Annotated in this window: 7 protein-coding genes and 1 pseudogene; 5 read left to right on the top strand and 3 right to left on the bottom strand. The window is 51.2% G+C overall.

Annotation, left to right across the window (positions count from 1 at the left end):
• Positions 1-188 precede the first annotated feature (188 nt).
• The 3 genes from KNV97_RS14200 to nagA form a co-directional block, all read right to left on the bottom strand.
• Positions 189-1,775, bottom strand: coding sequence for a cation:proton antiporter family protein (locus KNV97_RS14200; protein WP_136487823.1), 1,587 nt, complete (start codon positions 1,773-1,775; stop codon positions 189-191).
• Positions 1,776-1,851: 76 nt separating this feature from the next.
• Positions 1,852-3,066: a DNA-binding transcriptional regulator NagC gene (nagC, locus tag KNV97_RS14195; RefSeq protein WP_136487824.1), complete on the bottom strand. Its 1,215-nt coding sequence runs from the start codon at positions 3,064-3,066 to the stop codon at positions 1,852-1,854.
• Positions 3,066-4,205 carry an N-acetylglucosamine-6-phosphate deacetylase gene (nagA, locus tag KNV97_RS14190; protein ID WP_218562171.1) on the bottom strand — a complete coding sequence of 380 codons (1,140 nt, stop codon included), beginning with the start codon at positions 4,203-4,205 and terminating at the stop codon, positions 3,066-3,068. The genes nagC and nagA overlap by 1 nt, the downstream gene beginning before the upstream one ends.
• Before the next feature lie 481 nt (positions 4,206-4,686).
• Between nagA and nagE the strand changes: the two genes are divergently transcribed.
• From nagE to accD, 5 genes and pseudogenes are all read left to right on the top strand, one after another.
• Positions 4,687-6,153: an N-acetylglucosamine-specific PTS transporter subunit IIBC gene (gene nagE / locus KNV97_RS14185; protein ID WP_218562170.1), complete on the top strand. Its 1,467-nt coding sequence runs from the start codon at positions 4,687-4,689 to the stop codon at positions 6,151-6,153.
• A 258-nt stretch (positions 6,154-6,411) separates the two neighbouring features.
• Positions 6,412-8,082, top strand: a complete 1,671-nt coding sequence (gene glnS, locus KNV97_RS14180) for a glutamine--tRNA ligase (protein WP_218562169.1) — start codon at positions 6,412-6,414, stop codon at positions 8,080-8,082.
• A 284-nt stretch (positions 8,083-8,366) separates the two neighbouring features.
• Positions 8,367-12,833: a FimV/HubP family polar landmark protein gene (locus tag KNV97_RS14175; RefSeq protein WP_322972681.1), complete on the top strand. Its 4,467-nt coding sequence runs from the start codon at positions 8,367-8,369 to the stop codon at positions 12,831-12,833.
• 159 nt (positions 12,834-12,992) lie between these two features.
• Positions 12,993-13,787, top strand: a complete 795-nt coding sequence (truA, locus tag KNV97_RS14170; protein ID WP_136487952.1) for a tRNA pseudouridine(38-40) synthase TruA — start codon at positions 12,993-12,995, stop codon at positions 13,785-13,787.
• A 175-nt stretch (positions 13,788-13,962) separates the two neighbouring features.
• Positions 13,963-14,890: pseudogene (gene accD / locus KNV97_RS14165) on the top strand (acetyl-CoA carboxylase, carboxyltransferase subunit beta).
• Positions 14,891-14,928 lie beyond the last annotated feature (38 nt).

Genomic DNA, 14,928 nt, shown 5'->3' with positions numbered 1-14,928 from the left:
TCAGATGACTTCAATTTGCCACTTTGGTTAAAAAAGGCAACCCATAATTGTGAAAAAGTTTAAAGAAAAGAGTGTGTGATGAATATTATTTAATTTAATGGCTAATATTTTAAACGGAATTTAGAAAAGGGCTAATTTGTCACCGGGAATGACAACAAAAGCCGCTAACTTTTGTTGTCATCACCAGTTTAGCTGCGGCTGAAATGTGGATTGAGCTGGTCGCAAACATGGCGGGCAAAACCGGTGCCGGCTTCGCTGTAGATGTTAAACGCAGCGTGTGCGCCATCGGCAATCAGGCTGTCCATCTGGTCCGGGTATTCGGCAATTGCCGCAATATGACCAGGGAAGTGACGCTTTTTCAGCAGCGACAGGGCAATCTGGTTGGCCTGGTGATGTGGCATCGCCAGCAGCACCATTTTGCCATGTCCGGTATCAAGGATACGTTCCCAGAAATCCGGGTCGGTGGCATCGCCGCTGATGACGTTGCGCCCTTGATCGCGGTGACCTTTGGCGGCGTCTTCGCGTAGTTCGACACCCAGACAGATCTGGCCATAGCGTTGGGTCATTTCTTCATAAGCACCGGTTCCGATACGGCCCATACCGAGGATCAGCACCTGAGCGTTGCCCGGGTTAATCAAGGCGTCGCGCTGATGCAGGACTTCCGGCGCGGGCTGATCAAACCAATGTGACGAGCGTTGGTAAAGTTCGTGCCCCTTGCGGCTCAGTGGTGCGGCGACAATAAACGACAGCGGTACCGAGATGGCCAGGGCGACCAGAATATCGCCCGGTAACCAGCCCATTTTAAAGGCCAGTCCGCCAACAATCAGGCCGAACTCACTGAAGTTGAACAGCGAAATTGACGCTAGCAGCGAGGTACGCACCCGGAAATGGAAGCGATTAATAACCCAGAAATAAAGCATACCTTTGATCGGTAGCAGGATCAGCAGCAGCAGGGCGAGGAAAAAGCCGGTTGCGGTCGGTTCTTCTGACAGGCCAATATTCAGGAAGAAGCAAACCAGAAATAACTCTTTTAAGTTAAACAAGGATTTGGAGAGCTCCGAAGCCTTATTGTGTCCGGCCAGCATCATACCGAGGATCAGTGCGCCCAGGTCCGGCTTCATCCCGACCAGTTCGAACAGACCAGCTCCCACCACCAGGGCCAGGAAGATACCGAGCAGAATCAGCATCTCACCGTGGCCGACCCGGTCGAGCAGCTCAAACATCAGTGGGCGCAGGAATGGCAACATAAACAGTCCGATGGCATACCATTCCGGCAGTTTACCGGTCGATGCGGTTAAAAATATCACGGCAAAGATATCCTGCATGACCAAAATACCGATAGCGAGTGTGCCGTAAGTGGCATTCAGTTCGCCTTTTTCCTGCAGGGATTTAACCGCAAATACGGTACTTGAGAAGGACAGCGCAAAACCCAGCAACACTAGGCTTGAGACCGGTACATCGGCCAGGCTGTCGAGCCCCAGAGTTTTGAACGCCATCAGGATAAGGGTGAAGATGGCGGTCGACAGCAGGTTGTGCACGGTGGCTCCGGCCCAGATTTCCTTCTCAAGCAGAGAACGGACATCCAGTTTCAAACCTATAGTAAACAGCATCAGGGTGACACCGAGGTCAGCCAGTGTGGTAATGGTTTCGTTTGACTCAAAGCCATAGCCATTGAGGGCAAACCCGGCAATCAGAAAACCGACTAACGGAGGAAGGTGACATTTTAGTGCGATAAACCCAGCCAGAAATGCCGCAGAGATTATGATCAAATCCATAGTGTTTCTTATTTTAATTAAAAAAGGGCCGTATCTTCATAGAGATACGGCCCTATATTATAGGATATGCAACTGATTAGTCTTCAAGCAATTTTTGTAACAGAACGCCATTAAGCATCGCGCGCTTGATCATGGCAAATGCGCTTTTGGTCGGTTGCTTATCCACCGCTGAGGCAACGATAGGCAAATCGCGGTGGAAGGTCTTGAGCGACTGATTGTGTACATTGCGCAAAATAGCCGGGAAAATAATCTCCGGAGCCGCAGTAATCTGACCGGCGATAACAATTTTTTGCGGGTTAAACAGGTTGACGGTAATGGCAATCGCTTTACCCAACTGGTTTCCGACCTGAACCAGCGCCTGTTTGGCCAGCTCATCGCCCTGATTGGCGTGCTGACAAATGGTTTCGACGTTCAGCGGCTCAATGCCGGCCAGGCTTGATTCATAACCCTGTGCCAGTAGGTTGGTGACGCGTTTGATGATCGCCGGGTTGGTGGCAATGGTCTCCAGACAGCCGAAGTTGCCGCACTGGCATTTATCGCCGAGCGCGTCTATCTGGATATGGCCGATTTCGCCCACATTACGATTAGAGCCCAGAAATACCTGGCCGTTGACTATGATGCCGGCACCGGTGCCGCGGTGCACACTGACCAGAATGGAGTCCTGACAATCCTGGCTGGCGCCGAAATAGTGTTCAGCCAGTGCCATACCGCGCACATCGTTACCAACAAAGCTTTCGACATGAAAATGCTCGCGCAGAATATCGCCCAGATCCAGAGTATCAATATCGATGTGTGGCATATATTCCACCACACCGGTTTCAGGATTGACCAGGCCTGGCAAGACCACACCGATGGCAATTAACTGATCAATCTGCGCGCTGTGCTGGGCAATGAAAGCTTTAATATGACCAAGCAGACCTTCGATTAATTGCGGCTGCTGGGCATAGAGAAATTCGTGTTCGGCGCTAGCCAGCTCTTTGCCACCTAAATCGTACAGGCTGAGCTGGATATAATCGCGGCCGAGACGCACCGCGATGGAATGAAAGGGAGCCACTTCGGTGGTGAGAGAGATGGCACGTCGCCCGCCGGTCGACGCTTGTTGCGCGACCTCTTTTATCAGGCCGCGTTCGAGAAGCTGGCGGGTGATCTTGGTGACGCTGGCCGGAGCAAGCTGGCTGACATCGGCAACCTGAATGCGGGAAATCGGACCTTGCTGGTCAATTAAACGATAAACCGCTGCGCTGTTGAGCTGTTTAACAAGATCTACGTTACCTATTTGTCCGCCATTCATTACACATTTTGCTCGTATTGTCCGTTTACTACCGTCGCTTTTACCTGGAAGTCGCGGTCAAACGCCGTTAGGTTGGCAATCATGCCAGGCCGGATTCGACCCAGTTTGTTGTCCACTCCAATAGCTTTGGCAGGATATAGGGTTGCCATCCGCAGGGCTTCGTCTAAAGCGATACCGACGTGCTCAACCGTATTTTGAATTGCTTTTATCATCGTCAGGGCTGAGCCGCCAAGTGTGCCGTTTTCGTCTACACACTTGCCGTCCCGGTAATATACTTTCTTACCGACAAAAATAAAGTGATCCATCTCAGCGCCTGCAGGAGCTGTGGCATCGGTCACTAATACCAGCTTGTCGCCTTTGATTTTGTGGGCAATGCGGATGTTGGCGTAGTCGACATGGAAGCCGTCGACAATGATACCGGCATAGACATCCGGCGTATCATAAATAGCACCGACAGCCCCCGGTTCACGCCCGATCATCGGCGTCATGGCATTAAACAGATGAGTGGCAAAGCTGATCCCGGCTTCAAATCCCTGCCGTGCTTCGACGTAGGTCGCGTTGGTATGGCCAAGAGAAACCACGATGCCGGCCTCTGCCAGTTGCGTAATATGGGCCGGATTGTTTTTTTCCGGTGCCAGCGTCAGTTTGGTCACCACGTCGCGGTTATCACAGATGAAGCGGATCATTTCGTCGTTTGACGAGCGGATAAAATCGACGCTGTGGATGCCCTTTTTGAGCTGATTGAGGTACGGGCCTTCCAGATGCAGACCGAGGGAGTGGTTCTGGAAACGCTGCTGGTAGTCGCGCTGCGCGGCCACCGCCTGACGCATATCATCATCGGATGAAGTAATCAGGGTGGGCAGAAAACTGGTACAGCCGGACTTTAAATTCGCGCGGTGCATGGTGTGCAGGGTGGCGGCGCTGATGTCATCATTAAACATTACACCGCCACAACCATTGAGCTGAACGTCGATAAATCCGGGACTTAAGTTGGCGCCATGCAGGTCAATAGTGGCTAATTCAGCCGGTAAGTCAGCGACAGGTTGCAGAGAGTGGATTATGTCGCCATCAACCACGACTGCATGCTCTGTGAGCATTTCGCTACCCGTGTAGATTTTACAGTTAGTTAGCGCGTACATATTAGCGAGTCCTTATCTTTATCGAGATCTGATCAATTCATGCGGCAAGGCCAGTCAGTTAAGCAGAAAGTGTGAGGCAGAACTTTCTTTGCTGACTTCAATTAGGTCGCAAATTATCTTTTTGATTTCCAGAGACGCAGGCTCTGGTTGAAAATAAGTGATAAACCGTTTGTCAGTTCAATGACTTCCGAACGCGACCCGGCTGGGGTTATCATGGCGTCAACGGCTGTATCTGTCACTATTTTAGAGTAACTCAACGCCAGATAGTACTGTTACGAGTTTGTTTTTTCGTATGATAAAATAAGTTTTATGATCTCGCTAGCAAATTCCTTGATTTTTCCAATTTACTCTTGATTAAGATCACATTTAAATCGGTTTTAATTTGTGAGCCGAAATATTTCGCATACACTGACATGGACTAAATTGAGTGACTAAAATAAGTCAGCCAATGTATACCAAATTCCTATAGGGAGAACGTAAGGTGAATATTCTTGGATATTTTCAAAAAGTAGGGAAGGCCCTGATGGTGCCGGTGGCGACGCTGCCAGCGGCGGCCATTTTAATGGGTATAGGCTACTGGATTGACCCGAATGGCTGGGGAGCGAACTCGGCTCTGGCAGCGTTTCTGATCAAAGCTGGTGCCGCCATTATAGACAATATGTCGGTGTTGTTTGCAGTTGGTGTGGCGTTTGGTATGTCCAAGGATAAAGATGGTGCAGCGGCACTGTCCGGCTTCGTTGGCTTTCTGGTGGTCACAACCCTGCTCTCACCAGGCGCAGTCGCGCAAATCCAGGGTATTGATCCTTCTGCCGTTCCTGCCGCATTTAACAAGATTAATAACCAGTTTGTCGGCATTCTGGTCGGTATTGTTTCCGCTGAGATTTACAACCGCTACTCAACCGTCGAGTTACATAAAGCTTTAGCCTTTTTCTCCGGTAAGCGTCTGGTGCCAATCCTGACCTCATTTGCCGGTATCCTGATTGCGTTTGTGCTGATGTACGTCTGGCCGGCGATTTACGGTGGCCTGGTAAACTTTGGTGAGTCTATTCAAGGTCTTGGCGCAACAGGTGCAGGTATTTATGCCTTTTTTAACCGCCTGCTGATTCCGATTGGTCTGCACCACGCGCTGAACTCGGTATTCTGGTTCGATGTCGCCGGTATTAATGATATTCCTAATTTCCTTGGTGGCGCGAAGTCGATTGCGGAAGGTACCGCGGTTCCTGGTATTACCGGTATGTATCAAGCGGGCTTCTTCCCAATCATGATGTTTGGCCTGCCGGGTGCGGCACTGGCGATTTACCACACCTCAAATGCCAAGCATAAAGAGAAAGTGGCCTCTATCATGATCGCCGCCGGTTTTGCTTCTTTCTTTACCGGTGTGACTGAACCGCTGGAATTCTCCTTCATGTTCCTGGCTCCGCTGCTGTATGTCCTGCATGCGCTGCTGACCGGTATTTCTGTCTTTATCGCAGCATCGATGCACTGGATGGCCGGCTTTGGATTTTCGGCAGGTCTGGTGGATATGGTGCTCTCTTCGCGTAACCCACTGGCGATCAACTGGTACATGCTGATTGTGCAGGGCCTGGTCTTCTTCGCTATCTACTACGTGGTATTTCGTACCGTCATCGTTAAATTTGGCCTTAAAACACCGGGTCGTGAAGATGAAGAGCAAGCGGCGACCATGAGCGCGGCATCGGGCGATTCCGCTGAACTGGCCAAGCAATATCTGGCGGTACTGGGCGGCCATGATAACCTGGCCAATATTGATGCCTGTATCACTCGTCTGCGACTGACTGTGAATGATATGTCGGTGATTGACGAGAAGCAGCTCAAAGAGCTGGGCGCGATGGGCGTGGTAAAACTGGGGGCTAACAACCTGCAGGTTATCCTAGGGCCAATGGCGGAAATCATTGCCGGTCAGATGAAAGATATTCGTTCCCAAGATTAACCACTGTCCCGGCATCGCTGGTGTTCAGGTTGTAGTCTGAGTTTGGTTAAATCCAAGCCTCCGCATCATGCGGGGGCTTTTTGTTTGTGCATTTAACCACCTGCGAGCAGAAATAATCGTAAGAAAACCGCAGTTTTTATTGTGAATTCATTCAGAATTGTGGATCATTAGTGGCAATATTTCTGCTCTGCCGGGCTTTACGCCTTCTTCGCAGAAACCGTTTTCTGACAATACTAAATAAACTTTGAGGTGCTATAGATGAGTGAAGCTGAGGCTCGTCCATCGAACTTCATTCGCCAAATCATAGATAAAGATTTAGCGGATGGTAAACACACTAGCGTGCATACTCGTTTCCCGCCGGAGCCGAACGGCTATCTGCATATCGGACACGCGAAGTCGATCTGTTTGAACTTTGGTATTGCTCAGGACTATCAGGGTCAGTGTAATTTACGTTTTGACGACACAAACCCTGAAAAAGAAGATCTCGAATACGTTGAGTCAATTAAGAAAGATGTACAGTGGCTGGGCTTTGAGTGGTCCGGTGATGTTTGTTATTCATCTGACTATTTTGACAAGCTGTATCAATATGCGGTGGAACTTATCCAAAAAGGCTTGGCGTATGTTGAAGAGCTGAGTCCGGAGCAGATTCGTGAATACCGTGGTACTTTGACCGCGCCGGGTAAGCACAGCCCATACCGCGATCGCAGCGTAGAAGAAAACCTGGCACTGTTCGAAAAGATGCGTGCCGGTGAATTTGCCGAAGGCACTGCCTGTCTGCGCGCCAAGATCGATATGGCATCGTCATTCATCGTACTGCGCGATCCTGTGTTGTATCGCGTGCGTTTTGCAGACCACCACCAAACGGGTGACAAGTGGTGCATTTACCCGATGTATGACTTTACCCACTGTATTTCCGATGCACTGGAAGGGATTACTCACTCGCTGTGTACGCTGGAATTCCAGGACAACCGCCGCCTGTATGACTGGGTTCTGGATAACATCAGCATCGAATGTCACCCACGTCAGTACGAGTTCAGCCGCCTGAACCTGGAATATACCGTGATGTCGAAGCGTAAGCTGAACCAGCTGGTGACCGAAAAACTGGTTAACGGTTGGGATGATCCGCGTATGCCGACCATTTCAGGTCTGCGCCGCCGTGGTTTTACCTCAGGCTCAATTCGCGAATTCTGTAAACGTATCGGTGTGACCAAACAAGACAACATGATTGAGTTTGGCGTGCTGGAATCTTGTATTCGTGATGACCTGAACGAAAACGCACCACGTGCGATGGCGGTTCTGGATCCGGTCAAAGTTGTGATTGAAAACTTTGACGCGGACAGCACTGAAATGCTGAGCATTGCTAACCATCCGAATAAGCCGGAAATGGGTGAGCGTCATGTGCCATTCAGCCGTGAAATCTGGATCGAACGTGAAGATTTCCGTGAGGAAGGCAACAAGAAGTACAAGCGTCTTGTGCTGGGTAAAGAAGTTCGTCTGCGTGGCGCCTACGTGATTAAAGCTGAGCGTGTTGAAAAAGACGAGCAGGGTAACATCACCACCATTTACTGTACTTACGATGCCGATACACTGGGTAAAAACCCGGAAGATGGCCGTAAGGTGAAAGGTGTGATTCACTGGGTATCGGCTCAGCAAGGTGTTGCTGCCGAGTTCCGCCTGTACGATCGTCTGTTCACCGTACCAAACCCGGGTGCCGCGGATGACTTCGCTGCCACCATTAACCCGGAATCTCTGGTCAAACTGCACGGTTTTGTTGAGCCAAGCCTGGCGAATGCAGAAGCTGAGTTCGGCTACCAGTTTGAGCGTATGGGGTATTTCTGTGCCGACGCGAAAGACTCACAGCCAGAGGCGCTGGTTTTCAACCGCACCGTTGGTCTGCGCGATACCTGGGCGAAAATTGAAAACGCCTGATATCTGAGCGAATGATAACCTGATCCGAAAGCCAGCTGCATGCTGGCTTTCTTTTTATCAATAACGCCTAATCCTGGCCCAAAGTCTTAGCAAAACCGCAGGTTTTGTGTGAGATTGCTGCGATTATTGTGGCTTAGGTACATTTTTTACTTTATCCCCTATAGTTTTGCCCCTCCGATCCGATATATTTAACAGATCACAGAATTCATTAGTTAAAGCACTCAGCTGAGCCTTTTATGCATCAATTTTTCAAGCGATTGCTATGGCCTCTCGCCGTAGCCGTTGTGACTCAGACTTCCATCGTATATGCAGAGGGCATCCGCCTGATCGGACCTGGCGGTGAAGTGCAATCCGAGCCTCAATTCAGCGAACAGGTCGTTCCTGCTCGCACCTCAGAGGCTGCGCCTCCTTCTGTACGTAGCCAACAGACGGCTCCTGTCTCGGCCAGAGCGGCCAATATCATGCCGTCCAATGAGCCGTCGACTTTTTTTGGCCCGACGTCAGAGCAGGACACGTTATGGTCAATCGCCAGCCGGTTACGACCGTCGCCCAGTGTTTCTGTTCAGCAGACCTTGCTGGCCATCTATCGCCTTAACCCTCAGGCGTTTGAAAATCAGAACATCCATAGCCTGATGCCTGGCAGTACGCTGCGTGTGCCATCGCTGGCGCAGGTCCGCAGCGCGACCACTCAGGAAGCGGTCAATGTCATGAACGCGCATCAGGCGCGCCTCAACCAGACCACAGCCCGACCGGTAGCCCCGGTGCAAATCACCGCCCCGCAGCCTCAACCGACCCCTGCAGCCCAACCGGCCACACCAGCGACGACAGCTACCCCAGCGGCCCCCGACGCCACGCCTGCGCCAGTCACCCGCAGCGACGTGGATAAAGTTGAGCAGCAGATTGCTTCATCCGATTCAGAGATGCTGGCGCTGGAAGAGAAGAACCATCGTTTGCGTTTGATGTTGGCTGAGATGCAGTCAGAAGTGGATACGCTGAAAAACGAACTGGGTGATGAGAACCGCATCCGCTCAGAAGTGGAAAAATTGCTGGATGAACAACGCAGCAAGCAGCAGGCAGAGCAGAAGCTGGCACCATCAACCTGGGATCAAATTCTGTCCAATGGTTGGTTGGTCGGCTTGATGGCACTCATCCCGGGTTTAGCGATCGCCTTCCTGGTGCTGATGCTGCTCAATCGCCGCTCTCAAACCGATAATCAGGAACAGAAACCTGCCGAACAAACTCCGCCATCTCAGGCTGAGGCCGCTGCGGTTGTGGCCGGAGATGAAACCCTGCAGAGTCTGGAAGATGATCTGCTGCTGGATGATGACTTATTTGGCGAAGCGGATGACAGCGAACTGACGTTCAGCGATGAAACCGCAGAAGCTGACGATACACAGGATGATATTTTTGCTGATCTGGATGAAAACGATCTCGATTTCAATCTGGAAGATGAAGACGGTGAAGATCCGTTTGCCGGTATCGACGATGACGGAGATCTGGATACCGACTTTGGCGGTAACAGTGGCATCAGTGTCAACGGTGATGAAAAAGCGCTGGGTCTGGAAGAGATGGAGCGTACGTTGGATCAGGCGGTGCAAGAGCCGCAAGATGACGACGAAGCGGTGTTCGACCTGTCGGATGATGATTCTGCGGTGCAGGACGACCTCGACACGTTGCTCGGAGAAAATGATACGGGCGAAGAGCTCGAATCCGGTATGCTGGAACAGTCGATGCTGGATGACTTGTTTAACAGCAGCACGGATGAAGATGACGACCTGGCTGCGCTCGATTTTGACAGCCTGCTGGACGAGAACAGTCTCGATGATGCCAAAGTTACCTCGGATGAGGAGCTGGAAAGCCTGTTCAGTAACATTGAAGCCCAGGCTGATCTGGATCAGCTTGAAGCGCAGAGCGATGAAGCGGCACTGCTGGATGAAATGCTGGATGAGGATCTCGAACTCGACATCGATAGTAACAGCACCGAGTTGCTTGATGAGTTGCTGGCAGAATCAGACGAGATTTCTGCCCAGAATGAAAGTGACCAAATGCTGGATGAACTGTTAGAGCAGAGTGCGTCTGAGACGGCAGATGATGCATTCGATATTGACAGTGACAGCCTGTTGGATGAATGGCTGGAGAAAGAGCAGGAGAGCAGTGAAACCAGCGAAGACGAGCCGGAAGCGCTGGCGGAACTGGATGACGGCACTGAATTCTTTGATGAGCTACTGGAAATCGAGCAACAGGCGCAGCAGCCTGAGTCAGAGTACAACAGTACCCATTTCAAAAATGATTTGTTGGATGCGGTACCAGACAATGATCCTTTGCTGGAAGAGTTCGATTTTGGTGATGAGAGTGAGTTTTCTCTCGATAGCGACAGCGATGACGAATTTGAGTTTAGCCCGCAAATTGAAGGCAGCGAAAGCGAAGCGGAACCCGCAGCACCAGCGGATGAGCCGGTCGCACCACAAAGCGTCAGCAATCAGCCTGAACCGGTCGCGAATGAATTTGGCGTTCCTCAGGATGATGATTGGTTACTGGACGATCCACTTGGTGCTGATTCGTCGGGCGTAGAGGAAGTTGAACCGCTGTCATCGGCTGATTTTATGGCCGGGTTGGAGCAGCAGCAGCCTGAACCAGAAGCGGCCGCAGAGGCGGAAGCCACGCCGCAAGAGCGGGAGCTGACTGCTGAAGCGAGTGCAGAGTCTGACCCACAAACCCAAGAGCCTGACTCACAAACCCAAGAGTTTGATCCACAATCTGAAGAGCCTGAGCCACAAGCGGAAGACCTGGCTGCGCAATTTGCCGATACTCAGGCTGAATCAGACGAAGAAGGGTTTGCCTTCGATGACTTAGAACTGCCGGAGTACAGCGAAGCGGATGCCCTGGCTGACAGCGTTGCAGAGCCGGAAGCCGAGGCACAGCCTGAAAGCTCAGCACAAGCAGAGCAGCCAGAAAGTGCCGAAGCAGATGAAGCGTTTGCTTTCGATGACTTAGAGCTGCCGGAGTACAGCGAAGCGGATGCTCTGGCTGACAGCGTTGCAGAGCCGGAAGCCGAGGCACAGCCTGAAAGCTCAGCACAAGCAGAGCAGCCAGAAAGTGTCGAAGCAGATGAAGCGTTTGCTTTCGATGACTTAGAGCTGCCGGAGTACAGCGAAGCCGATGCTCTGGCTGACAGTGAATATGAAGCAGAATCAGAGTTCATTTTTGACGGTGATGAAGATGAAGGACTGTCTGATGAGTTGATTGCCGGGCTGGAGCAGCCGGTAGAAGCACAATCTGAACCAGAAGCGGTCGCAGAGGCGGAAGCCACGCCGCAAGAGCCAGAGCTGACTGCTGAAGCGAGTGCAGAGTCTGTCCCACAAACGCAAGAGCTTGATCCACAATCTGAAGAGCATGAGCCACAAGCGGAAGACCTGGCTGCGCAATTTGCCGATACTCAGGCTGAATCAGACGAAGAAGGGTTTGCCTTCGATGACTTAGAACTGCCGGAGTACAGCGAAGCGGATGCTCTGGCAGACAGCGTTGCAGAGCCGGAAGCCGAGGCACAGCCTGAAAGCTCAGCACAAGCAGAGCCGCCAGAAAGTGCCGAAGCAGATGAAGCGTTTGCTTTCGATGACTTAGAGCTGCCGGAGTACAGCGAAGCAGACGCTCTGGCTGACAGCGTCGCAGAGCCGGAAGCCGAGGCACAGCCTGAAAGCTCAGCACAAGCAGAGCCGCCAGAAAGTGCCGAAGCAGATGAAGCGTTTGCTTTCGATGAGTTAGAGCTGCCGGAGTACAGCGAAGCGGATGCTCTGGCAGACAGCGTTGCAGAGCCGGAAGCCGAGGCACAGCCTGAAAGCTCAGCACAAGCAGAGCCGCCAGAAAGTGCCGAAGCAGATGAAGCGTTTGCTTTCGATGACTTAGAGCTGCCGGAGTACAGCGAAGCCGATGCTCTGGCTGACAGTGAATATGAAGCAGAATCAGAGTTCATTTTTGACGGTGAGGAAGATGAAGCACTGTCTGATGAGTTGTTTGCCGAGCTGGAGCAGTCTTTCGCCGAAGATGCCATGGGTGGTGAATCTGAGCCTGAACCGCATGGCGAAAGCGAGAATACGCCATCACCTCAACCAGACAAGATGGCGGCGCGAGAGGAATTTGACGAGGACGCGCTCAATGCGTTGCTTGATGAACAGCCTCACAGTGACGGCTTCGCGTTTGATGGTCCGATTGATGCCCAAACGATTGACAGTGCGGGTATGGACATTGAAGCCATGCTGGATATGGGCGGCGAAGACTGGAACGGCTTTAGCCTGACGGCGGACCAGCAGGCTGACATCGTCGATGATGTGCCGGAAGAAGAGCTGGCGGCCTGGCATCCGGAAATTCAGAATCAGCAGCCGGAAGTGGAAACTGAAAACTGGGGCAAGCAAGAAGACATCATGGACTTCGACCCGCAGCAGAATCAGTTTATGACCATTGATGAGCTGATGGCTCAGGTTGAGCGGGAAGATATGGGCCTTTCTCCTGACGATGAAGAGCTCAAGCTGGATGTGGGGCTGAATGAGTTTCCGGATGTGATCGGTGACATTTCCGATATTGATGTCGACAGCAATGCTGAAGCCGCCGGTAAGCTGGATCTGGCCCAGATTTATATGGAAATGAATGATCACAAAGGGGCAGTGAAGCTATTGGAAGAAGCGATTGTTGATGGCAATGATGATATTCGCCGCCAAGCCAAGCATCTGATCGATGTGATTAATGGTCGGGCTTAATCTGTCGCCTTATAATGAGTGGTATTGCATCGGCAGTGTCATAATTGGGTAAGAAAAGAGGCAACCGGGTTGCCTCTTTTTTCTGTGCATTAGAATTTATCATGCAGAGGGTTTATACTGCCTGCCCCATTTCCCTTAGATGTTTAAGAGAAAAACGACATGAGAATCGCTCTGGGTATCGAGTATGACGGTACTCACTATTATGGCTGGCAACGCCAACGAGAAGTTAAAAGCGTGCAGGAAGAGCTGGAAAAAGCACTGACTGTGATCGCTAATCATCCGGTAGAAGTTCAGTGTGCAGGCCGCACTGATGCGGGTGTGCATGGTACTGGCCAGGTTGTCCATTTTGATACCACAGCGAGCCGTAAAATGGTGGCCTGGACCATGGGTGCCAACGCCAATTTACCTAAGGACATTGCGGTGCGCTGGGCAAAAGAGGTTCCGGACGAATTTCATGCCCGATTCAGTGCAACAGCACGCAGATATCGCTATGTGATCTACAATCACATGTATCGCCCGGGAATTTTGTCTTCTGGTGTGAGTCACTATCATGGTGAACTGGATGCTGAGCGTATGCATCGAGCCGGACAATTCCTGCTGGGTGAGAATGACTTCACGTCATTCAGAGCTGCACATTGTCAGTCACGCAGTCCTTGGCGTAACATAATGCACTTAAACGTCACTCGTCATGAGCGCTACGTTGTGATTGATATTAAAGCCAATGCGTTTGTCCACCATATGGTGCGTAACATTACCGGCAGCCTGATTGCGGTCGGCCGTGGTGAGCAGGCACCGGAGTGGATCGAGTGGTTGCTGGCGGCGAAAAATCGCAGCCTGGCAGGGGCGACGGCCAAAGCGGAAGGCTTGTATCTGGTCGATGTTGATTACCCGCCGGAGTTTGAGCTGCCTGAAGCGCCGATGGGACCGCTGTTCTTACCAGAAAGTTTGAACTAACCGGATTGGATTAGCTCAAATTAAACAATGTTGTGCGTGGGATAACTGTTCAGGAAATAGGTACAACCAGTTTTTTGTCCACAGTTGGCATTTTCTGTGCTTTAATCCACACGCGTTAATGTCGAATAAAAATCTGTCGCAATACGGCGGCAGATGAGAGAGTAAAAGGTCTTGCATGAGCTGGCTTGAGAAGATTTTAGAGAAAAGCAACATCGGTAGTTCACGTAAAGCGTCTATCCCTGAAGGGGTGTGGACCAAATGTACATCTTGTGAACAGGTGCTTTATTACGCCGAATTAGAGCGCAATCTTGAAGTTTGTCCAAAATGTAACCATCACATGCGCATGAAAGCGCGTCGTCGTCTTGAGTCATTTTTGGATGAAGCAAACCGCTACGAAATTGCGGAAGAACTAGAGCCGCAAGATAAGCTGAAGTTTAAAGACTCGAAGCGTTATAAAGAGCGTATTGCAGCTGCTCAGAAGAGCAGTGGCGAAAAAGATGCCCTGATTGTAATGAAAGGCGAGCTGATGACCATTCCTGTGGTTGCCTGTGCGTTTGAATTCTCTTTCATGGGTGGCTCAATGGGCTCAGTGGTTGGCGCGCGTTTTGTACGTGCGGTTGACGCTGCAATCGAAGCTAACTGTGGTCTGGTTTGTTTCTCCGCCAGTGGCGGTGCCCGTATGCAGGAAGCGCTGATGTCGCTGATGCAGATGGCAAAAACCAGTGCGGCACTGGAGCGTTTGACCGCAAAAAGGTCTGCCGTTTATCTCTGTGCTGACTGATCCGACCATGGGCGGTGTGTCTGCGAGTCTGGCGATGCTGGGTGACATCAATATTGGTGAACCGAAAGCACTGATCGGTTTTGCTGGTCGTCGTGTTATCGAACAGACGGTACGTGAAGACCTTCCACAAGGCTTCCAGCGCAGTGAGTTCCTGCTGGATCACGGTGCGATTGACATGATTGTTGACCGTCGTGAAATGCGTCAGCGCGTGGCTGGACTGTTGGCAAAAATGACTCGTCAGGAATCACCGCTGGTTGTTTCTGTGAACGATGCGCCAAATGAAGAACCATATTCTGTACCAGAAGCGGACAAAAAAGGGTAAAGTAGTCGCTAACTAAACCAAGCAAAACAATGGTTATA

The sequence above is a fragment of the Vibrio ostreae genome, from assembly GCF_019226825.1.
In the GTDB taxonomy this organism is placed as follows: domain Bacteria; phylum Pseudomonadota; class Gammaproteobacteria; order Enterobacterales; family Vibrionaceae; genus Vibrio; species Vibrio ostreae.
The sequence above is the reverse complement of the archived record's forward strand: the minus strand, read 5'-3'. Positions and strand labels throughout refer to the sequence as shown.

Excerpts from the sequence above, each read along its gene's own strand:
- glnS (WP_218562169.1), top strand. The coding sequence starts at position 6,412 with ATGAGTGAAGCTGAGGCTCGTCCATCGAACTTCATTCGCCAAATCATA.
- KNV97_RS14200 (WP_136487823.1), bottom strand. The coding sequence starts at position 1,775 with ATGGATTTGATCATAATCTCTGCGGCATTTCTGGCTGGGTTTATCGCA.
- truA (WP_136487952.1), top strand. The coding sequence starts at position 12,993 with ATGAGAATCGCTCTGGGTATCGAGTATGACGGTACTCACTATTATGGC.
- nagA (WP_218562171.1), bottom strand. The coding sequence starts at position 4,205 with ATGTACGCGCTAACTAACTGTAAAATCTACACGGGTAGCGAAATGCTC.
- nagC (WP_136487824.1), bottom strand. The coding sequence starts at position 3,066 with ATGAATGGCGGACAAATAGGTAACGTAGATCTTGTTAAACAGCTCAAC.